20 protein-coding genes are annotated in these 19,897 nt (G+C 57.4%); 5 read left to right on the forward strand and 15 right to left on the reverse strand.

Annotation, left to right across the window (positions count from 1 at the left end; all coding sequences use genetic code 11):
* Window positions 1–46: 46 nt before the first annotated feature.
* The gene (gene metR / locus GNG26_RS21195; protein WP_156240006.1) at window positions 47–1,000 is read left to right on the forward strand and encodes an HTH-type transcriptional regulator MetR; all 954 of its coding nucleotides are present in this window, start codon (window positions 47–49) and stop codon (window positions 998–1,000) included.
* Here metR and GNG26_RS21200 read toward each other — a convergent pair.
* The 3 genes from GNG26_RS21200 to pldB form a co-directional block, all read right to left on the reverse strand.
* Window positions 888–1,787 carry a carboxylate/amino acid/amine transporter gene (locus GNG26_RS21200; protein WP_039031199.1) on the reverse strand — a complete coding sequence of 300 codons (900 nt, stop codon included), beginning with the start codon at window positions 1,785–1,787 and terminating at the stop codon, window positions 888–890. The two genes, metR and GNG26_RS21200, sit on opposite strands and share 113 nt — an antisense overlap.
* 82 nt (window positions 1,788–1,869) lie before the next feature.
* Window positions 1,870–2,670, reverse strand: coding sequence for a sugar/pyridoxal phosphate phosphatase YigL (gene yigL, locus GNG26_RS21205; RefSeq protein ID WP_103177433.1), 801 nt, complete (start codon window positions 2,668–2,670; stop codon window positions 1,870–1,872).
* A gap of 25 nt (window positions 2,671–2,695) precedes the next feature.
* Entirely contained in the window at window positions 2,696–3,688 is a 993-nt protein-coding gene (gene pldB / locus GNG26_RS21210) for a lysophospholipase L2 (RefSeq protein WP_114316427.1), read from the reverse strand.
* A 109-nt stretch (window positions 3,689–3,797) separates the two neighbouring features.
* On the opposite strand from pldB, the gene rhtB reads away from it, so the two are divergent.
* Complete coding sequence (gene rhtB / locus GNG26_RS21215; RefSeq protein ID WP_103825343.1) at window positions 3,798–4,418, forward strand: homoserine/homoserine lactone efflux protein; 621 nt, start codon at window positions 3,798–3,800, stop codon at window positions 4,416–4,418.
* On the opposite strand, the gene rhtC is transcribed toward rhtB, so the two are convergent.
* From rhtC to pldA, 3 genes are all read right to left on the reverse strand, one after another.
* On the reverse strand, window positions 4,415–5,035 hold the full coding sequence (gene rhtC, locus GNG26_RS21220) for a threonine export protein RhtC (protein ID WP_156240007.1): 621 nt from the start codon (window positions 5,033–5,035) through the stop codon (window positions 4,415–4,417). The two genes, rhtB and rhtC, sit on opposite strands and share 4 nt — an antisense overlap.
* A gap of 61 nt (window positions 5,036–5,096) precedes the next feature.
* The gene (gene recQ, locus GNG26_RS21225; protein ID WP_156240008.1) at window positions 5,097–6,926 is read right to left on the reverse strand and encodes an ATP-dependent DNA helicase RecQ; all 1,830 of its coding nucleotides are present in this window, start codon (window positions 6,924–6,926) and stop codon (window positions 5,097–5,099) included.
* A gap of 91 nt (window positions 6,927–7,017) precedes the next feature.
* A complete protein-coding gene (pldA, locus tag GNG26_RS21230) occupies window positions 7,018–7,878 on the reverse strand; it encodes a phospholipase A (RefSeq protein WP_114388249.1) in 861 nt (286 codons plus the stop codon).
* A gap of 156 nt (window positions 7,879–8,034) precedes the next feature.
* Between pldA and yigI the strand changes: the two genes are divergently transcribed.
* A complete protein-coding gene (gene yigI / locus GNG26_RS21235; RefSeq protein WP_114388251.1) occupies window positions 8,035–8,502 on the forward strand; it encodes an acyl-CoA thioesterase YigI in 468 nt (155 codons plus the stop codon).
* 51 nt (window positions 8,503–8,553) lie between these two features.
* On the forward strand, window positions 8,554–9,450 hold the full coding sequence (rarD, locus tag GNG26_RS21240; protein WP_114316424.1) for an EamA family transporter RarD: 897 nt from the start codon (window positions 8,554–8,556) through the stop codon (window positions 9,448–9,450).
* Between the two features lie 99 nt (window positions 9,451–9,549).
* Here the strand turns inward: rarD and corA are convergent, their stop codons facing one another.
* From corA to GNG26_RS21275, 8 genes are all read right to left on the reverse strand, one after another.
* Window positions 9,550–10,500 (reverse strand): magnesium/cobalt transporter CorA, encoded by a 951-nt coding sequence (gene corA, locus GNG26_RS21245; RefSeq protein ID WP_039031208.1) that lies wholly within the window; start codon window positions 10,498–10,500, stop codon window positions 9,550–9,552.
* A 148-nt stretch (window positions 10,501–10,648) separates the two neighbouring features.
* The gene (gene ysgD / locus GNG26_RS22725) at window positions 10,649–10,705 is read right to left on the reverse strand and encodes a YsgD/CorL family protein (protein WP_212743980.1); all 57 of its coding nucleotides are present in this window, start codon (window positions 10,703–10,705) and stop codon (window positions 10,649–10,651) included.
* Between the two features lie 149 nt (window positions 10,706–10,854).
* On the reverse strand, window positions 10,855–13,017 hold the full coding sequence (gene uvrD / locus GNG26_RS21250; RefSeq protein WP_156240009.1) for a DNA helicase II: 2,163 nt from the start codon (window positions 13,015–13,017) through the stop codon (window positions 10,855–10,857).
* A gap of 107 nt (window positions 13,018–13,124) precedes the next feature.
* Window positions 13,125–13,841 carry a 5-amino-6-(5-phospho-D-ribitylamino)uracil phosphatase YigB gene (yigB, locus tag GNG26_RS21255; protein WP_103177442.1) on the reverse strand — a complete coding sequence of 239 codons (717 nt, stop codon included), beginning with the start codon at window positions 13,839–13,841 and terminating at the stop codon, window positions 13,125–13,127.
* Window positions 13,841–14,743 (reverse strand): tyrosine recombinase XerC, encoded by a 903-nt coding sequence (xerC, locus tag GNG26_RS21260; RefSeq protein ID WP_156240010.1) that lies wholly within the window; start codon window positions 14,741–14,743, stop codon window positions 13,841–13,843. Before xerC ends, yigB begins: the two co-directional genes overlap by 1 nt.
* On the reverse strand, window positions 14,740–15,447 hold the full coding sequence (locus GNG26_RS21265; protein WP_103825334.1) for a DUF484 domain-containing protein: 708 nt from the start codon (window positions 15,445–15,447) through the stop codon (window positions 14,740–14,742). Before GNG26_RS21265 ends, xerC begins: the two co-directional genes overlap by 4 nt.
* Entirely contained in the window at window positions 15,444–16,268 is an 825-nt protein-coding gene (dapF, locus tag GNG26_RS21270; protein ID WP_114388254.1) for a diaminopimelate epimerase, read from the reverse strand. The genes GNG26_RS21265 and dapF overlap by 4 nt, the downstream gene beginning before the upstream one ends.
* Window positions 16,269–16,300: 32 nt before the next feature.
* The gene (locus tag GNG26_RS21275; RefSeq protein ID WP_103177446.1) at window positions 16,301–16,504 is read right to left on the reverse strand and encodes a lipoprotein; all 204 of its coding nucleotides are present in this window, start codon (window positions 16,502–16,504) and stop codon (window positions 16,301–16,303) included.
* 136 nt (window positions 16,505–16,640) lie between these two features.
* On the opposite strand from GNG26_RS21275, the gene cyaY reads away from it, so the two are divergent.
* Window positions 16,641–16,961, forward strand: coding sequence for an iron donor protein CyaY (gene cyaY, locus GNG26_RS21280; protein ID WP_103177447.1), 321 nt, complete (start codon window positions 16,641–16,643; stop codon window positions 16,959–16,961).
* 91 nt (window positions 16,962–17,052) lie between these two features.
* Here cyaY and cyaA read toward each other — a convergent pair whose 3' ends face one another.
* On the reverse strand, window positions 17,053–19,599 hold the full coding sequence (cyaA, locus tag GNG26_RS21285) for a class I adenylate cyclase (protein ID WP_103177448.1): 2,547 nt from the start codon (window positions 19,597–19,599) through the stop codon (window positions 17,053–17,055).
* Between the last annotated feature and the right edge of the window lie 298 nt (window positions 19,600–19,897).

Raw genomic sequence — 19,897 nt, forward strand, 5'->3', positions numbered from 1 at the left:
TATATTCCTCAAGCGCAAATTGTTCATGGCGAAGTGAAGGACATTCATGATCGAGATAAAACACCTGAAAACGCTCCAGGCGTTGCGGAACTGCGGCTCTCTTGCAGCGGCGGCGGCGGCGCTGCATCAGACGCAATCCGCCCTTTCTCACCAGTTCAGCGATCTGGAACAGCGCCTTGGCTTCCGTCTGTTTGTGCGTAAAAGTCAGCCGCTACGCTTCACGCCGCAGGGAGAGATCCTGCTGCAGCTGGCGAATCAGGTGTTGCCGCAGATCGCCAGCGCGTTGCAGGCCTGCCATGAGCCACAGCAAACCCGGCTGCGCATCGCCATTGAATGCCACAGCTGTATCCAGTGGCTGACCCCCGCGCTTGAGAACTTCCGCCAGAGATGGCCGCAGGTGGAGATGGACTTTAAATCCGGCGTGACCTTTGACCCGCAGCCGTCGCTCCAGCAGGGCGAGCTGGATCTGGTCATGACCTCGGATATTCTGCCGCGCAGTGGCCTGCACTATTCGCCAATGTTTGATTTTGAAGTACGCCTGGTATTGGCGCCGGATCATCCGCTGGCTGCCAGAACGCGCATTACACCGGAAGATCTGGCGACCGAAACGCTGCTGATCTACCCGGTCCAGCGCAGTCGTCTGGATATCTGGCGTCACTTCCTGCAGCCGGCAGGCATCAGCCCGCAGCTGAAAAGCGTGGACAATACCCTGCTGTTAATTCAGATGGTGGCGGCCCGCATGGGTATTGCCGCGTTACCACACTGGGTGGTGGAGAGTTTTGAACGCCAGGGCCTGGTGGTGACCAGAACCCTGGGCGAGGGATTGTGGAGCCGGTTGTACGCCGCCGTGCGCGATGGCGAGCAGCGTCAACCGGTTACCGAGGCCTTTATTCGCTCAGCGCGGAATCACGCTTGCGATCATCTGCCATTTGTCCGGAGCGCGGAGCGACCCAACGGCGATGCACCCACAGTGAAGCCAGGATCACCGTCCCCCCAATAATGAAGCTCGGCCAGTGCGGTTGTTCCTGCCAGATGGCGAGGTTCACCAGCAGGCCTGCCGGGACGTGAACGTTGTTCATAATCCCAAGCGTCCCGGCGTCCACCTGCGTGGCGCCGTAGTTCCACATGAAGTAACCCAGCCCGGATGCCACCACGCCCAGCCAGACCAGCACGCTCCACTGCAACGTCGTGGTCGGCAGTTTTTGCGGATTGCCGAGCATAAACCACGCCGCCACGGCGACAATCGCCGCCCCCATATAAAACCAGGCAAAGGCATTGTGCTGCGGCATCGGGCGGGTTTCCATCAGGCGCTTATAGCCCACCATACCAATCGCAAAGCTGATGTTAGCGAGCTGAACGAACATCAACCCGGTCCAGAAGTGATCGCTCACTTTGTCGTAGCGAATGATCGCCGCGCCCACCACCGCCAGCGCCGCGCTCAGCAGGTAGCCCCAGCGCAAACGTCGTTTGCTCAGCAGGTCATAGATCAGCGTGATATAGAGCGGCGTGAGCACGGTAAACAGCAGGAATTCCGACACCGACAGGTAGACGTAAGCGCGGAAGCTGAACAGGTACATGATGCCAAGCTGCATCGCACCCACCAGCATATAGAGCAGAATGGTTTTCAGCGTTTGCCCGCGCGTACGCAGGAACGGCAGGAACACCAGCGCCGCCAGCCCTACGCGCATCAGCACCGAGAAATAGCTGTCGACATGTCCGGCGAGATATTCACCGATCAGGCTAAAGGAGAAGGCCCACAGAATAGTGGTGATAATGAGTAGCGCCACAATGCTTGTCTCTTGAAAAGATGGACAGGCATTGTAGCGAACTCCTTGGTTGACAACTGAACGTTAAACAACCAAATGAAGATTATTCAAGAAACAGCTTACGCAGATATTTTGGTACCGCGTTGTCGCCGTTGGTGCCGATCACTTCCAGCTCCGGGTGCAGATCTTTCAGGCGCTGGTGGGCGTTTTCCATGATGCAGCCCTTACCCGCCATGGAGAGCATTTCGGCGTCGTTCATGCCGTCGCCAAAGGCGATGCAGTCCTTAAGATCAAAGCCCAGACGTTTGGCTACCGCTTCAAGGGCATGCCCCTTGGAGACGCCGCCCGCCATCACTTCCAGGCAGGTCAGCGTGGAGAAGCTGACGTTAACCCGATCGCCCCAACGGGCGTTAATCGCCTGCTCCAGCGGCAGCAGCGCTTCGTGGCTGTCGGTGGTGAAGAACACCTTGCTGATGCCTTCCGGCTCCAGCAGGCCCGGCTCATACAGCGAATAGTTGAATACCGCCTCTTTAAAGAAGCGCATCTCGTCCGGGCGGTGACGGTTCATAAACCACTCGTCGTCGCGATAGACGTTGGTGATGATGTCGGGGTTGTTGTGCATGATCCCGAACAGATCGGTGGCGATGTCGCGATCGAGGTTATGGGTGAAGATCAGATTCCCGTCCAGATCGTGCACGCGGGCGCCGTTGGAGGTGATCATGTAGGATTTGATCTCCAGATTATCGCGGATCTGCCCCACATCAACGTGGTGGCGGCCGGTGGCGAAGACAAAGTTCACGCCACGGGCAGTCAGGAGTTTTAAGGTCTCTTTCGCGTAGGGCGATAAAGTGTGATCGGGGGAGAGCAGCGTGCCATCTAAATCAGACGCGACAACCTGGTACATAGAAAAATTTAACCTCTGGTGAATATCAGTTATGCCTGTCGAAAAAGTCGACGATGGCGTGGAGTGCGACTGAGCGCATGGCGTCCTTTTCGAAAAGGATCTCATGGTACGCGCCGTTTATGACCAGCGGTTTACCCCCTTCGCAAGGGTGACCGGCTGCGGCTCGCAGTTCACAGAAGCGGTCGTGCATGCGGTTATCCACTACCCGCTCCTCTTCAGCCTGAAGGATGAGCGTGGGCGTATCGTCCTGACCGGCACCCGCCAATACCTCTTCACCCGCCAGAATACCTTCGCGAACCCAGTGCCAGGTGGGGCCGCCAACGCGCAAGCGCGGTTCATCGGCATAAAAACGCAGGTTGCGGCGATAACGCTGCTGGCTGTGGGTTAAGACGTTGATGGCAAAAGGCAAAGCCCGCCAGCGTCCTGTTCCGATGGCGTAGCCTTCACGAATACGCTGATGGCCCTCAGCCCAGTCGAGAAGATGGCGCACCATCCAGTCCGGAAAACGTATCACAATGCCATACATCGGCGCGGTAAGCGCAATGGCATCGCACTGGTGATCGTAGCGCTGCAAAAAGAGCGTAGAGATGGCGCCGCCCATGGAGTGCGCAAGAATATAGCGCTTGCGCCACGGGCCGGGCTGCACTTCCTGCTGCCAGAATGCGGCCAGATCGTCGACGTAATCGCTGAAGTTTTCCACGTGACCACGATGGGTATCCGGCAACATCCGACCGGAAAGCCCCTGCCCGCGATGGTCGATAATTAACACATCAAAACCCAGATGGAACAGATCGTACGCCAGCTCGGCATATTTGATGTAGCTTTCGATACGCCCGGGGCAGACGACAATCACCCGGTCATTTTTTTCATCACGGAAACGAACGAAGCGTACCGGGATATCCCCGACGCCCGTAAACTCATCTTCCTCGCGCTGGCGCCAGAAATCGGTCAACGGTCCCATGGAGAAAGCAGCAAATGCCTTTTCTCGCGTTTCCCAGTCCTTATTCAGCTGAAACATCGGGTTTACGCCCCTGTAAGCCAAGGAATATCGTTTTTTTGTGACAGGCCGTAAAATGACGCAACATTAGCGTATTGTGGCATAAAAATAGACGATTCGGGAGTTTCAAATGACCTTTGAGTGGTGGTTCGCCTACCTGCTGACATCCATTATCCTCAGCCTTTCACCGGGCTCAGGGGCGATCAATACCATGACCACCGCCATGAACCACGGCTATCGCGGCGCAGCGGCGTCGATTGCCGGCTTGCAAACCGGGCTGGCTATTCACATTGTGCTGGTCGGCGTGGGACTCGGCACGCTCTTCTCCCGTTCGGTGCTGGCCTTCGAAGTGCTGAAATGGGCTGGGGCAGCCTATCTGATCTGGCTGGGTATTCAGCAGTGGCGCGCCGCAGGATCCCTTGACCTCAACACGCTCGCCCAGACGCAAAGCCGGGGAAAACTGTTTAAGCGTGCAGTGTTTGTGAACCTGACCAACCCGAAGAGCATCGTCTTCCTGGCCGCCCTGTTTCCGCAGTTTATCGTGCCGCATCAGCCCCAGATCATGCAGTACGTGGTGCTCGGCGTGACCACCATTGTGGTCGATATCATTGTGATGATTGGCTATGCGACGCTGGCTACGCGGATTGCGACATGGATTAAAGGGCCTCGTCAGATGAAGGCCCTGAATAAAGTGTTCGGTTCGCTGTTTATGCTGGTGGGTGCGCTGCTGGCATCAGCAAGGCACGCTTAACGCGACAGGATCAGATGAATGCCGAAGCCGGCGAATAACGCGCCGGCAACGCCGTCAATCCACTTCGCCAGACGTTGGTAGCCGCGTCGCATGGAGGGTAACGCAAACAGGCTTGCCACCACGGTGAACCAGGCAAACGTCTCCAGAACGATCAGCAGGAAGATGCCCCAGCGCGCCCCGGCACCGACATCCTCACCCACGAACAGTGAAAATACCGAACCAAAATAAATAATGGCTTTTGGATTAGCCAGGTTCGTCAGCAGCCCTTTTACAAAGCTGCGTCCGCTGGCCGCCAGCTCCATTTTAGGCTCAGGCGCTTCGCTGTCCTCTTTTTTGAACGCCCCGCGCAGCATCTGATAGCCCATCCAGCACAGATAGAGGCCGCCGCCGACCATAATGATGTTATGCAGCCAGGCCATCTTAGCGAGGATCAGGTTCAGGCCCAGCAGGGCCAGGGCAGCCCAGACCATAACGCCAAGGGTAATGCCCAGCACACCCATCATCGCCTCTTTGCGCGAACGGCTCACCGCCGTTTGGGAAACAAAGAAAAAGTCGGGGCCAGGGCTCATCAGCGCCACAATATGCACCAGCGCCACGGTCAGAAACAGGGTTAACATAATTAACTCGCGGGGAAATAGTTCAGGGAGCAATCATCCTGGCACTTTTTTGCCGGGCTGACTACTCCTCATCATCACCATCGGTATGAGAACGAATAAGCGCCATAAACTCTTTGCCGAAGCGCTCCAGTTTGCGGGTGCCCACGCCGTTGACGCTGAGCATTTCGCTGGCGCTGAGCGGCATCTGCTCGGCCATCTCAATCAGCGTGGCATCGTTGAACACTACATAAGGCGGGATATTCTCTTCATCCGCAATGGCTTTGCGCAGCTTACGCAGCTTGGCAAACAGCTTACGGTCATAATTGCCGCCGTAGGATTTCTGCATCACACGCGGTTTCAGCGCCACCACGCGCGGCACGGCAAGCTGCAATTCGACCTCGCCGCGCAGCACCGGACGGGCGGCTTCGGTCAGCTGCAGCGCGGAGTGCTGGGCAATGTTCTGGGTCGCAAAGCCCAAGTGGATCAGCTGACGGATCACGCTGACCCAATGCTCATGGCTCTGATCGCGGCCAATACCGTAGACCGGCAGCTTGTCATGGCCCATCTCGCGGATACGCTGATTGTTGGCGCCGCGCAGCACTTCCACCACGTAGCCCATCCCGAAGCGTTGATTGACGCGGCCAATGGTGGAGAGCGCCTTACGCGCGTCCATCAGGCCATCGTACTGCTTCGGCGGGTCGAGACAGATATCGCAGTTGCCGCACGACTCCTGGCGTCCCTCGCCAAAATAGTTCAGCAGCACCAGACGGCGGCAGGTTTGCGCTTCGGCAAAGGCACCCATCGCGTTGAGCTTGTGGCGCTCGATATCCTGCAACTGCCCCTGCGGTTTCTCTTCCAGGCAGCGACGCAGCCAGGCCATATCCGCCGGATCGTAGAAGAGCATCGCCTCGGCGGGCAAGCCGTCGCGCCCGGCGCGGCCCGTCTCCTGATAGTAGGATTCGATATTGCGCGGAATGTCGAAATGCACCACAAAACGCACGTTCGGCTTGTTGATGCCCATCCCAAAGGCGACGGTTGCCACCACGATTTGCAGGTCGTCGCGCTGGAACTTCTCCTGCACCTCGGCACGGATGTGGTTCTCCAGCCCCGCATGATAGGCCGCGGCGCTGAAGCCCCGGCTTTGCAGACGGGCGGCGGTGTCTTCAACCTTCGCCCGGCTGTTGCAGTAGATAATGCCGGATTTGCCGCGCTGCTCCTGCACATAGCGCAGCAGCTGATCCAGCGGCTTAAATTTCTCCATCAGCATGTAGCGGATGTTCGGGCGGTCGAAGCTGCTGACCTGGATCAGCGGATCGTTAAGCCCCAGCAGACGGACAATATCCTGCCGGGTGGTGTCGTCGGCGGTAGCGGTAAGGGCCATAAACGGCACCGACGGGAAGCGCTGACGCAGCTGACCGAGGGCGGCATACTCCGGGCGGAAATCATGCCCCCACTGGGAGATACAGTGCGCTTCGTCTACCGCCAGCAGTACCGGGTTCCAGTGCGCCAGATGCTCAAGGAAGTTATCCAGCATCAGACGTTCCGGAGCGATATAGAGCAGACGAACCTGCCCGGTGCGGCACCCGGCCATCACCTCCTGCTGCTGCTCGCGGGTCTGGGTAGAGTTGAGGCAGGCCGCCGCCACGCCGTTCGCCAGCAGCTGGTCGACCTGGTCTTTCATCAGCGAGATCAGCGGTGACACCACCACCGTCAGGCCATTCAGTACCAGCGCGGGAACCTGATAGCACAGCGATTTACCGCCGCCTGTCGGCATGACCACCAGACAGTCACGCCCCTCAAGGGCCGTGTTGATGATGGTTTCCTGGCCCGGGCGGAACTGGTGATAGCCAAAGGTTTCATGCAAAACCTGTTTAGCCAGCGACTCCTGATTAACGACTTCCGCCTGCACCACATCAACCCCATTTGCCCGAAATTAAAACAGGCGCTATTTTCAGCGCCTGCGAGAGAAACTTCAACGTTTAAGAGAAAAACATTCGAGGAGGCTAGAAAAGATCGTTCAGCATCACGCCCACACCCACGCGGGTCTGGTTGAAGTTGTAGTCGATGAGAGATTCGCCATAGCCGCTGTAGACCTGGGTATACAGACGAACATGTTTGGTCAGCGGGTAGCTGACGCCCATCTCTGCACCACCATAGCCGGTGTTCCAGTTGTACTGCCCCTTCACGCTGAGCACCGCTTCACCCAGCTGATAGCCCACCCGCAGCTGGTAGTAGCCCATGTATTTGGTGATATCCGGATTATCGTCGGTGTTGCCCACCACATACCAGGGTTTCACCTCCACCAGCCAGTTGCCGTTCTGCGCCATCAGGCGGCTATAGATGCGGTTCCAGCTGCGCGAGGTGGGGTCGGAGCGACCGTTGGATTGATGGTTGTAGCCAAACTCCACGTCCCGCAGCGTCCAGCCCGCCAGCGAGTAGTCGGTGGCAAAGCCAAGGAACAGCTGCGGCTCGTAGTTGGTCTCGCGGAACGGTGACGATTCATCGCTGTTAGATAACTGCCACCATGACTTCTGCGTATAGGAGGCGCCCAGAATGGAATTCTGCCCCAGAATACCGCGCCACAGCGGGAAGGCGAGACTCAGCTGGAATTTCACCTCATCTTTCTGCGAATCGTCGGCCCAGTCGTAAGTTTTGATCGCCTCTTTATTGAGGTCGCTGGTCACGGTATAGATCAGATAATTGCTGTCATAAGGATAGAGCGTAAAAGGATTATCGTGCTCCTCCAACAGGTTAGCGATGATGCTGCCCCGCACGGCAGGCACCTCCTGAGTTGTCGCGTCCTGCGCAAATGCCGAAAGAGGCAGCGCAGCCGCCGCCATGAGTACGGCCTGATATGTCCGCATCGGTGATGCTCTCCTGCAAAGCGTTTTAATGAGAAATATTTTGATCCCTTTTAGCATATTTAATGGTGAGTGGCTTCACCTGTGCTCCGAATCTGGCAATTCAATTTGATGGGGCATAAAATCAACATTCTTTTAACAATAAGGATGTGACGTGTTATGTCTGCCACGCTTACTGCCGAAGAAGCGCTGAAGCTTGTCGGCGAGATTTTTGTCTACCACATGCCGTTCAACCGTGCTCTGGGGCTGGAGCTGGAGCGCTACGAAAAAGATTTCGCCCAACTGAGCTTTAACAACCAGCCAATGATGGTCGGTAACTGGGCACAAAGCATTCTGCATGGCGGCGTTATTGCCTCCGCCCTCGACGTTGCTGCCGGTCTGGTCTGCGTTGGCAGCACCCTGACCCGCCACGACACCATTAACGAAGATGAGCTGCGCCAGCGCCTGTCGCGAATGGGAACCATCGATCTGCGCGTCGATTATCTGCGCCCGGGTCGCGGCAATCGCTTCACCGCCAGCAGCAGCCTGCTGCGTGCGGGCAATAAAGTCGCCGTCGCCCGCGTGGAGTTACATAACGAAGATCAGCTCTATATCGCCAGCGCAACTGCCACATATATGGTGGGTTGAGACGGTAAAATCGGGTAAAATTGCGTGACATATTTGTAACGGATTTTCCTGATGGATGCTAAACAGACGCGGCAAGGCGTTTTACTCGCGCTTGCCGCTTATTTTATTTGGGGTATCGCGCCCGCGTACTTCAAGCTGATTCACTACGTTCCTGCCGATGAAATTCTCACTCACCGCGTAATCTGGTCGTTTTTCTTTATGGTGGCGCTGATGAGCGTAAGCCGTCAGTGGTCAGGGGTGAAAACGCTTCTGCAAACGCCTAAGAAAATTTTCCTGCTGGCGCTCTCCGCCGTACTGATTGGTGGCAACTGGCTGCTCTTCATCTGGGCGGTAAACAACCAGCATATGCTGGAGGCGAGCCTCGGCTATTTCATTAACCCGCTGGTGAATATCGTGCTGGGGATGTTGTTCCTCGGCGAGCGCTTCCGCCGGATGCAGTGGCTGGCGGTGCTTCTGGCCTTTTGTGGCGTGCTGGTTCAGCTGTGGACCTTTGGCTCGCTGCCGATCATCGCTCTGGGGCTGGCGTTCAGCTTCGCCTTTTATGGTCTGGTGCGTAAAAAAATCGCCGTCGAAGCGCAAACCGGGATGCTGTTTGAAACCCTGTGGCTGCTGCCGGTGGCCGCCATTTATCTGTTTGCTATCGCCGACAGTAGCACCAGCCATATGGGCAGCAACCCGTGGACGCTGAATGTGATGTTGATGGCGGCCGGTGTGGTCACGACCATCCCGCTGCTCTGCTTTACCGGTGCGGCAACGCGCCTGCGCCTGTCAACGCTGGGCTTCTTCCAGTATATCGGCCCGACGCTGATGTTCCTGCTGGCGGTGCTGTTCTACGGTGAAGTGCCGGGGGCAGATAAGATGGTGACGTTCGCGTTTATCTGGGTGGCGCTGGCGGTGTTTGTGGCGGATGCGATTTATACCCAGCGCAGGACGCGCAGAGGCCTGTAGTGCTTTTTTGCCGGATGGCGCTTCGCTTATCCGGCCTACGGGTTCGTGCTTTTCCAGATCGTAGGCCGGGTAAGGCGTAGCCGCCACCCGGCACAACACTCAAAGCCAGTTACGGCGCTTAAAGTAGAGATACGGCGCCAGCCCGGCAAGCACCATAAAGACAATCGCCCCCGGGTAGCCAAAGCTCCACTTCAGCTCCGGCATAAACTCGAAGTTCATCCCATAGCTGGACGCCACTAATGTAGGCGGCAGGAAGACCACCGACACCACCGAGAAGATCTTGATGATGCGGTTCTGCTCGATGTTGATAAAGCCCATCGCCGCCTGCATCAGGAAGTTCACCTTCTGGAACAGGGATTCGTTGTGCGGCAGCAGGGATTCGATATCGCGGAGGATCTCACGCGCCTGCTCAAGCTGCCCACCCGGCAGACGCGCCTTGCGCACCAGGAAGTTCAGCGCGCGCTGGGTATCCATCAGACACAGACGGACTTTCCAGCCGATATCTTCCAGCTCTGCCAGCGTTGACAGCGCTTCATCGTACTCATCGCCCTGATGCCCTTCCATGATCACCCGGCTCAGCTCTTCCAGATCGCTGTAGATGTTTTCAATCTCATCCGCCAGCTGTTCGATTTTTGTTTCAAACAGGTCGAGCAGCAACTCGTAGGCGTTACCGTCCACCATCGCCTGGTTACGGGCGCGCATACGGTAGAGGCGGAACGCAGGCAGCTCACGCTCACGCAGGGTAAACAGGCGGCCATCGCGGATGGTGAATGCGACGGTGGAGTTACCGGCGTGATCTTCTGCATCTTCAAAGAAGAAAAAGGAGTGAATATGCAGGCCATCTTCGTCTTCAAAGAAACGGGCCGATGCTTCGATATCTTCCAGTTCCGGGCGGGTGGCCAGGCTTTGTCCGAGCTCAGATTGTACGCGCAGGCGTTCGTCGTCATCCGGTTCGACCAGATCCACCCAAACGGCATCAATGAGGGGTTGTGACTCTTCAGCTTCAAGCCGAATCAGTCGGTTTTTTTCCAGTTGAAATGCGCTCAGCATGACCGGGACTCCCAATGCAAAAAATATCGGACAGTTCGGTGGGCACACAGAAACAATTTGGGTTTCAGACCATTAAACAGCCTGACTCAGCGCGACGGGAAGAATTGTCGCTGACAACCACTAAGGCCATCAGCGTGAGGAGATAGCCTTAGGAGTTGTTCCTGGATGACAGGGAATTGAGCCAGTATCTACTGGGTGTGTCCAAGGCGAATGTCCTCTTAGCGTAATCGTGCGCGCATGTTACGCCAGCAGTAACGGCGGCGTCAACTCGCAACGGAACGCTGAAGGGTAATAAATAGCCTTATACATATAAGGCTAGCAGATAGTTACAAAATAGTGATATTTTTCTGAAAGTTACACGGTTTCCAGCTTGGCGTAAGCGGCCACCAGCCATTTGATGCCCTGCCCCTGGAACGCCACCTGCAGACGGCTGTGCTCGCCGCTACCCTCCAGATTGACGATGGTGCCTTCGCCAAATTTGGCATGGCGAACACGCTGGCCCAGCTTAAAGCCGCTGTCGCTTTCCGAGACCGGCGTCCCCAGACGCTGATGGCTCACCGGGCGGCTGATGCTGGCGCGCAGGCGTACCTCTTCCACGCACTCCTCCGGCAGCTCGCCGACAAAGCGTGACGGGCGGTGATAGACCTCTTTGCCGTACAGACGGCGGGTTTCGGCATAGGTCAGGGTCAGCTTTTGCATCGCGCGGGTCACGCCCACATAGGCCAGACGACGCTCCTCCTCCAGACGGCCGCCCTCATCCAGCGACATCTGGCTCGGGAACATCCCCTCTTCCATGCCGACGATAAACACCTGCGGGAACTCCAGACCTTTGGCCGAGTGGAGGGTCATCAGCTGCACCGCGTCCTGCCAGGTGTCGGCCTGCCCTTCGCCCGCCTCCAGCGCGGCATGGGACAGGAACGCCTGCAGCGGCATCAGGTCTTCATCTTCTTCGTTGTAGCTGAACTGACGCGTGGCGGTCACCAGTTCCTCTAAGTTCTCAATACGGGTCTGGCCCTTCTCGCCTTTCTCCTGCTCATACATCATGCGCAGGCCGGAGTCTTTGATCACCCGGTCGGTCTGAACGTGCAACGGCATGTCGGCTGTTTCTTGCGCCAGAGCTTCGATAAGCTCCAGGAAGCGCTGCAGCGCGCTGGCTGCGCGTCCGGCAAGCGCCCGCTCCTGCAGCAGCTCGCGACACGCCTGCCACAGTGTCAACTGGCGATCCCGGGAGGTCTGACGCACCACGTCCAGGGTGCGATCGCCGATGCCGCGGGTTGGCGTGTTAACCACGCGCTCGAAGGCTGCGTCGTCGTTGCGGTTGGCGATCAGACGCAGATAGGAGAGCGCGTCTTTGATCTCCTGACGTTCGAAGAAGCGCATGCCGCCATAGATGCGGTAGGGCATGCTGGCCTGTAGCAGCGCCTCTTCCAGCACACGCGACTGGGCGTTGCTGCGATAGAGAATGGCGCACTGCTCCAGCGCCCCGCCGTTGTCCTGCCAGGTTTTGATCCGGTTGACCACAAAGCGGGCTTCATCCAACTCGTTAAAGGCGCAGTAGAGGGAGATCGGCTCGCCGTCGATGCCCTCGGTCCAGAGCTTTTTGCCCAGGCGGCCATTGTTATTTTCAATCAGGGCGTTGGCTGCGCTCAGAATGTTGTTGGTAGAGCGGTAGTTCTGTTCCAGGCGAATAGTCTCTGCGCCCGGGAAATCCTTCAGGAAGCGCTGGATGTTCTCGACCTGCGCGCCGCGCCAGCCGTAGATTGACTGATCGTCGTCACCCACGATCATCACCTTGCTGGAGTCGCCCGCCAGCAGGCGGATCCACGCGTACTGAATGTTGTTAGTATCCTGGAATTCGTCCACCAGGATGTTGGTAAAGCGTTCGCGATAGTGCTGCAGAATATGCGGTTTGTTCAGCCACAGCTCATGAGCGCGCAACAGCAGCTCGGCAAAATCCACCAGCCCGGCGCGATCGCAGGCTTCCTGATAGGCCTGGTAGACCTTCTGCCAGGTCTGCTCAATCGGATTACCAAAGCTCTGGATATGGTGCGGACGCAGCCCTTCGTCTTTCTGGCTGTTGATGTACCACATCGCCTGACGCGGCGGCCACTGCTTCTCGTCGAGGTTCATGGCTTTGATCAGGCGCTTCAGAAGACGCAGCTGATCTTCGCTGTCGAGGATCTGAAAGTCCTGCGGCAGGTTAGCGTCCAGATGGTGCGCACGCAGCAGGCGGTGCGCCAGCCCGTGGAAGGTACCCACCCACATGCCGCCCTGGCTGGTGCCCATCAGCTGGGCGATACGGTGGCGCATCTCCGCCGCCGCTTTGTTGGTGAAGGTCACCGCCATAATGGAGTATGGCGAACAGTTCTCCACGCTCTGCAGCCAGGCGATACGGTGTACCAGCACGCGTGTCTTACCACTGCCCGCCCCTGCCAGCACCAGCATATTGGTGCGCGTCGCGGCAACCGCGTCACGCTGTTTGTCATTAAGGCTGTCGAGCAGGTAAGAAACGTCCATTGGCACCGTCACGTAGTAATCAGGAACACTGCAAAACGCCCGCTGGCGCTTCGCTTACCGGGCCTTCGACCGCAAAACCCTGGTAATTTATACAATATTACTGGTGATTATATCAGCGTGGTGAGGGATGCCAACCGTGAAATTTCCAGGTGCGGCAGCAGACGGCTGTCCAGCGTAGTCATCAGATCGGCATTTTCAGGCTTGATCCAGCAGGCCTGCATGCCGCAGCGGATCGCCCCTGCAACATCGGTGGTCAGATCATCGCCCACGTGAAGAATATTCCCCAACGGCAGGTCGAGCTTCTCCGCCGCCAGATGGTACATATCGTTAAATGGCTTCGAGCGCCCGTGCGGGCCTGCGCGCAGCACAAACTGGAAGTAGTCGCCAAGGCCGAACAGTTCCGGCTGGGCATTGCCGTTGGTGATAGCCACCAGCGGCCACTTTTCGGCAAGCGCAGCCAGCGTGTCGTGCGTCTCCTGCGGGACGTCGATACGGCTGCGCCATGTCGCGAAGTGCGCCATCGAGGCTTCCGCGCCAAGCGCGGCCTCGGCAGCGGTCAGACCCGCGTTGAGCATAGCCAGCTCAACGGCCCGACGGCGCCATTCCGTCACATCGTGATAGATTTCCGGTTCGGTCTGCCGTAACGCCTGGCGCAGACGGTGAAACTCTTTGTTTTCCAGCGCTTTTAACGCCGGATGATAGTTTTGTACAAAAGCCAGTGCTTCCTGCTCGGTTCGCAGGATCACCTGACGGTTGTCGTAAAGGGTGTCATCAAGGTCAAACGTCAGGGCAGAGATTTGGCCTAATGGACGATAAAAACGCATTATTTCCCCCGTTTGGCGCGTGGATGCGCCGCGTCGTACACCGAGGCAAGGTGTTGAAAATCGAGATGGGTATAGATTTGGGTGGTGGACAAATTGGCGTGGCCCAGCAGCTCCTGGACGCCACGCAGGTCACCGCTGGACTCCAGCATGTGGGTGGCGAACGAATGGCGCAATTTATGGGGATGGACATGGCTGTTCAGCCCCTGCTTAATCCCCCACTCAGCAAACCGTTTTTGCACATTACGCGCCGAGATGCGCTTGCCCAGCTTCGAGAGGAAGAGCGCATCGTCTTCGGTACCGAACAGGCCGCGCAGATCGAGCCAGTGCTCAATCCACACCACGGCATTGCGGCCAATGGGCAAGCGCCGCTCTTTGCTGCCTTTGCCCATCACCCACACTTCCCCGGTATCCAGATCGAGATGTTTGATATCCAGGTTAACCAGCTCGGAAAGACGCAGGCCGGCGCCGTACATCACCTCCAGCATGGCGCGGTCACGCACCGCCAGCGGATCGTTGAGATCGATATCCAGCAGGCGGTTAACGTCATCCACGTCGATATTTTTGGGCAGATGGCGCGGCGCTTTCGGGGCGGCGATCCCTTTGGCCGGATTGGCGCTGATTTCGCCCTGGCTGACCAGCCAGTCAAAGAAGCTGCGCAGTGCCGAGAGCCGAAGCGCAAGGCTGGCCGGGCCAAGCCCTTTACGGCGGCTGCGCACAGCAAACGTGCGCACCGTGGCGGCATCACATTGTTGCCAGCTCGTCAGGCCGATTTCATCGGCTAACTGCATGATGGCATCAAGCTGACGCTGATAGTTCAACAGGGTGATCGGGCTGAGCTGGCGCTCAACGCCCAGATAGCGCAGAAAACGGGTAACGGCAGGTGCCAGCTGAGCGTCCGTCATACGCGTTCAATCCAGCGCTCCAGCAGCTCGGGCAGCATCTGCGCAATCTCCTGCAGCAGTTGTGTGCCTTGTCCCTGCTGGTAATGATGCGGATCGCGGCTGGTAAACAGCATCACACCAAGCTCGCCGTCGCGCCCCATCAGGGACATGGCTACCGACCCGATAGCTTTGGCCTCTGGCAGCACCACCAGGAGCTCAGGACCATTCAGCTGTCCAAGATAGTGATTCGCTTGTCCCATACGCTGAATACGCAGCGGCTCAAACGCCTGACGCGACAGGGCCAGATGGGTAAAACGTGAGGGCGCGCCAATGCGCCAGCGGTCCGGGAAGAGGCGTATCGTGGCACCCGCCAGCCCCAGATCCCGCGCCCAGCGATGCAAACGGAGAAGAAATTCGTCCAGGCTGCTGGCCGACGCCAGCCGGGATTGCAGGTGCAGGAGGCGATAGAACAGCCCTTCATTACTGCTCGCCTGCTCCATCAGCAGGGAGATATTCTCTTCAAGATGGTTAATATGGTTGCGCGCGCGCGCCATATGCCACTCAACCAGCGAGACCGTACCGCGGACCGGGTGCGGGACGCGCATCTCTTCAACGACACGCGCATTGCGAATAAAGAAATCAGGATGGCGCAGCAGGTAATCAACAACCGCCCGGTCGTCCATTGCCGTCAGCGTCTCCTGCAGTTCTTCTCCTGGTTGTTTCATAGATGGATAAACCCGTCATAAACTTGTGTCGCCGGGCCGGTCATATAGAGCGGCTGGCCCGGGCCTTTCCAGGCGATATCAAGACGCCCGCCTGGCAAATCCACGCGAACCTCTGGTGCCAATAAACCCTGCGTAATCCCCACCGCGACGGCCGCACAGGCACCGCTGCCGCACGCCTGCGTCTCGCCTGCGCCACGTTCAAAAACGCGCAGACGAATGTGTTCGCGGGTGAGAACCTGCATAAACCCAATGTTGGCGCGCTCAGGGAAACGCTCATGGCTCTCCAGCACCGGGCCGAGGGTTTCGACGGGCGCCGTCGCCACGTCATCAACCTGAATCACGCAGTGCGGGTTCCCCATGGAGACCACGCCGCACAAGACTGTCTGTTCCGCCGCGCGCATGATATAGGTCTTTTCCGCTTTGTTGGCGCGGAACGGCACCTGCGAGGGTTCGAAGTTTGGCTCGCCCATATTCACCCGCACCAGCTCGTCGTCGGTCACGCTCAGTACCATCCGTCCGTTGGCGGTGCTGACGCGAATATCGCGCTTGTTAGTGAGCCCCTTCAGACGGACAAAACGGGCAAAACAGCGCGCGCCGTTGCCGCACTGGGAGACCTCGCTGCCGTCGGCATTAAAGATACGGTAGTGAAAATCGAGATCCGGATCGTAGGGCGGCTCAACCACCAGCAGCTGATCAAACCCCACCCCCAGGTGCCGATCGGCCAGACGGCGGATCAGCTCCGGGGAAAAGAAGACATTCTGCGTTACCGCGTCGACGACCATAAAGTCATTGCCAAGGCCATGCATCTTAGAAAACTGCATTATTTACTCCATTGCGCGGACAGGAGCGCTTGTCAGTAATTGACCTGGCTTGGACCGTTGTTATCGCCACGATCGTTACGATCCGGCATGGTGGTTTGCACTGGGCTTTCCACTTTTTTGGTCGGTGGCGGCGCGGTTTCATCTGCTGGCGGGAAATAGAGCGGCCCTTTCAGACCACATCCGGTCAGGCTAAACAGCGTAAGGAGAACGGCAAGCGTTCGAAAAACGTTTTTCATTATCATGTTGCCTGTAAGTTCAAATCTGTTTTCTATCATCGCAGGAGAAGGCACAAAAGCAAGAGTTTGCCGCTAACCTGCAACCGGAATTATTTAGCGTTATACTGCCGCCATCACGAAAAACAGGAACAGAACCATGAATGACAGTGAATTCCATCGCCTTGCCGATAACCTGTGGCAAACCATCGAAGAACGCCTGGATGACTGGGATGGCGACAGCGACATCGATTGTGAAATCAATGGCGGCGTGCTGACCATCAGCTTCGAAAACGGCAGCAAAATCATTATTAACCGCCAGGAGCCGCTTCACCAGGTGTGGCTGGCCACTAAACAGGGCGGCTACCACTTCGACCTGAAAGGCGACGAGTGGATTTGCGATCGCAGCGGTGAGACCTTCTGGGATCTGCTTGAGCAGGCTGCGACGCAGCAGTCAGGTGAAGAGGTGAGCTTCCGCTAAGGCTGTTTTGCCGGATGGCGCTTCGCTTATCCGGCCTACGGGTTCGTGCCTTTGTAGGCCCGGTAAGCGTAGCGCCACCGGGCAATGGCCGTCAGGAGAAATACTGCTGCAACAGCGGGGTGCTGGCGTCCTGTCTGTCAGGGACGACCGGGGTAATCGCCTGGGTGCGGAACGGGATCACCTGCGCACGGCCATCCACCTTCACAATCTGATAGAACTGCGGCAGGTTGAAGTTGATAAAACTTGAGCCGTAGGTGAAGCGGTCATGGGAAGAGGAGTAGAAGCGGCTGACGTCGCGCACCAGCTCCTCTTTGCTGCCTTCACAGTGGTGATACACTTCGGCGCGGTTGGTTTCGTCGAGGATGTAGATATTGAACCCGGCATCCTCCCCCGTCTCTTCAAAGAAGAACTGAATAATCCCTTCACTGGCGAAGCCGTCCACCACCTGCGGCAGTTTGACGTGGTTGGTCTCAACCTGTACCGACAGACCGTGCAGCTTGTTATGCGAAATGGCGCCATAAAACTCGATAGCGTTTTCCAGCTTCTGCACCGAGACATTCAGACGTTCAAAGAAGAGGCCCCAGGTCTGGCCGGAGACGCGCAGCGCTTTAAAGCGCCCGGTTTCCTGACGGGTACTGGAGAGACGCAGATCGATACACTCGGAAACCAGCTGCTGTACGCGGGTACGGATCAGGCCGCGCAGATGCTGGCTATAACAGAACACCTCGACGCTGTCCGGCGGCGCGGCATCCTGGTGCATTTTACCGAGAATCGTTTTCAGCGCTTCGATCATCGCCTGCTCGCCGTTGAAGTGCAGGGTACGCACTTCGTTCCACGAGTTGCGGTAGAGCAGATCGACGCTGCCCACCAGGCAGTTTTGCTGCTCGCCAAAGCTGAAGACGTCCAGCTTGCGGAAATCGAAATGGACCACCTGATTGCGGAACGCCGCCGTCGGGTCATATTCCAGGTTGACGATAATCGCCAGATGGCGAATTTCGCACGGGCTGTAGAGCGCTTTCGGCGTCGGCGCAGGCAGACGCAGCGGGAAGTGGTGCGACACATCGGCGACCATTTCCTGCAGCTTGGCTAAATCGACAATCTCGTTGCCTTTAATAAACAGACGCGTGCGGGAAGTCAGCAGGCCGTTAAACCAGGCCCACGCCACCAGCTTGTTCAGGTAACGGTTATATTCCAGCGGCTGATGGCTGATGATCGAATCCATGCTTGGGGCACGGTTGTAGAGATACCAGCCGGTACGGTTCGCACGACCCGGTGGAACATAGATAAAGGTCAGGTTCGGTTCAGACAGGTCCGGCGAAATCTGTGGGTTCACCAGCGTCACTTTACCCGGCAGCGCTTCAAACGCCGCGTACAGCTTACGGGTCAGCACCCCAATGTCCTGCGGGCTGGCGGAAACGCTGAGGTTGTTACGACGGGCAAAGCGGATCAGGTTACGGTAGCTCTGCATCATCGCATCGAGCAGTTCGTTATGCGCTTCACGCACCTGATCGATCTTCCAGTTGGCGCGGTTATCGAGCATCGACAGGCGCTCTTCGTCCCATCCCCACTCTTTGACTAACTGACTGACCACTTCACGACGCCAGCCAACGCAGGCGCGCTCACGGCTGAGCTTCTCACAGACTTTGAGGTAGAAACATCGACGGACCAGATCGAGACGGGTCGGATCGTCGATGGCTTTCAGGTATTCGGTGACGCGCTCGAGCATCATGCAGTAGGCATCAAGACCGAAAGAGACGATCTCGCCATCATGCAGACGCTGTTTAATGTCTTTCGCCAGCAGGCGCGGGGTCGGGTATTCCCATGAATAGGCTTCGAGCAGCAGGGTTTTCAGCACCGCTTTGTACGGGGAATCGATACTTTTATAGAGCTGCCACAGGCTCGCGCCGAAGTACTCTTCAGCAGAGAGCGAGCTTAAGCCGCCCAGGTCCAGCCACTCGTTTGGCGTCAGGACACCCTGGGCATAGAGCTTCATGACGTAGTCGTCGTAATGCTCTTCTTCGTCGCACGGCACCATACTCCACAGGATACGCTTCCCGGCGAGGCGCACGGCGGTACGGTAAAATTCATCCAGCAACAGGATGTGCTGGGTCGAGCCGCAGTCTTCGCCCCCCAGACTGCCGCTTTCATTATGGCGGAAACGGTTTTCATCAATCAGGAAGAAGCTGACTTCCACGCCGAGCGATGCCGCCCAGCTCTCCAGCAGGCTGCATTTACGCTGCAGCAGTTGACGTTCTTCATTATCAAGCCAGGATTGATGACAGACCCAGATATCAAGATCCGACGAGCAGCTTTGCCCCACCGAAGAGGTACTGCCCATGGTGTAGACGCCAGTGATAGGCAGTTCGCCTTTTGGCGACTCCTGCGCCGGCATACCGCGATAGAGTTCCAGCTCTTTCAGATAGTGCTGTTGGGTTTCATCAGGCGTGAAAAGGCAGATGCCTTTGGGAACGTTACCATCGAGGTAACCCGGCATCAGCGGATGGTGATAATGCAACAATGTCGGCAGTAGACTGTAAACCTGCTGGAAAGCAGGTCCCATGGCAGCAAGCGCGCGATCGACGCGCAGTTGATTGATGGCATCCAGTCGCTGTTTCAGAGTCTCAATATAGAGGTACAAGACGTATCGCCTGATGTTCAGAAAGCGCTCACCTTCAGCAAGACCGAGGATAACGCATTCACAGTATTTCGAAAGTAGCCGTCGCCCTTTTTCGCCCTTATCTTTATGGTCTCGGAGACGAAAAAATGGTCTAAAACGTGATCAATTTAACACCTTGCCGTTTGACCGTAAAGAAAGATGCGCTACATACAAGTGTAGCACCGTTCTGTACGTGTAAATTCCTGAATACGGCAGCAGGCAACCTGTATCGCAGCCCTGTCCTGAACCCCTTCTGCGTCCGTAAACCTGACAGTCCTGA

This window comes from Leclercia sp. J807 (assembly GCF_009734465.1).
Taxonomy (GTDB): Bacteria; Pseudomonadota; Gammaproteobacteria; order Enterobacterales; family Enterobacteriaceae; genus Enterobacter.

What these genes read in the sequence shown, in the direction of transcription:
- metR (WP_156240006.1), top strand. Translation starts at nt 47, where the DNA reads ATGATCGAGATAAAACACCTGAAAACGCTCCAGGCGTTGCGGAACTGC.
- yigL (WP_103177433.1), bottom strand. Translation starts at nt 2,670, where the DNA reads ATGTACCAGGTTGTCGCGTCTGATTTAGATGGCACGCTGCTCTCCCCC.
- pldB (WP_114316427.1), bottom strand. Translation starts at nt 3,688, where the DNA reads ATGTTTCAGCTGAATAAGGACTGGGAAACGCGAGAAAAGGCATTTGCT.
- rhtB (WP_103825343.1), top strand. Translation starts at nt 3,798, where the DNA reads ATGACCTTTGAGTGGTGGTTCGCCTACCTGCTGACATCCATTATCCTC.
- rhtC (WP_156240007.1), bottom strand. Translation starts at nt 5,035, where the DNA reads ATGTTAACCCTGTTTCTGACCGTGGCGCTGGTGCATATTGTGGCGCTG.
- pldA (WP_114388249.1), bottom strand. Translation starts at nt 7,878, where the DNA reads ATGCGGACATATCAGGCCGTACTCATGGCGGCGGCTGCGCTGCCTCTT.
- yigI (WP_114388251.1), top strand. Translation starts at nt 8,035, where the DNA reads ATGTCTGCCACGCTTACTGCCGAAGAAGCGCTGAAGCTTGTCGGCGAG.
- rarD (WP_114316424.1), top strand. Translation starts at nt 8,554, where the DNA reads ATGGATGCTAAACAGACGCGGCAAGGCGTTTTACTCGCGCTTGCCGCT.
- corA (WP_039031208.1), bottom strand. Translation starts at nt 10,500, where the DNA reads ATGCTGAGCGCATTTCAACTGGAAAAAAACCGACTGATTCGGCTTGAA.
- uvrD (WP_156240009.1), bottom strand. Translation starts at nt 13,017, where the DNA reads ATGGACGTTTCTTACCTGCTCGACAGCCTTAATGACAAACAGCGTGAC.
- yigB (WP_103177442.1), bottom strand. Translation starts at nt 13,841, where the DNA reads ATGCGTTTTTATCGTCCATTAGGCCAAATCTCTGCCCTGACGTTTGAC.
- xerC (WP_156240010.1), bottom strand. Translation starts at nt 14,743, where the DNA reads ATGACGGACGCTCAGCTGGCACCTGCCGTTACCCGTTTTCTGCGCTAT.
- GNG26_RS21265 (WP_103825334.1), bottom strand. Translation starts at nt 15,447, where the DNA reads ATGAAACAACCAGGAGAAGAACTGCAGGAGACGCTGACGGCAATGGAC.
- dapF (WP_114388254.1), bottom strand. Translation starts at nt 16,268, where the DNA reads ATGCAGTTTTCTAAGATGCATGGCCTTGGCAATGACTTTATGGTCGTC.
- GNG26_RS21275 (WP_103177446.1), bottom strand. Translation starts at nt 16,504, where the DNA reads ATGAAAAACGTTTTTCGAACGCTTGCCGTTCTCCTTACGCTGTTTAGC.
- cyaY (WP_103177447.1), top strand. Translation starts at nt 16,641, where the DNA reads ATGAATGACAGTGAATTCCATCGCCTTGCCGATAACCTGTGGCAAACC.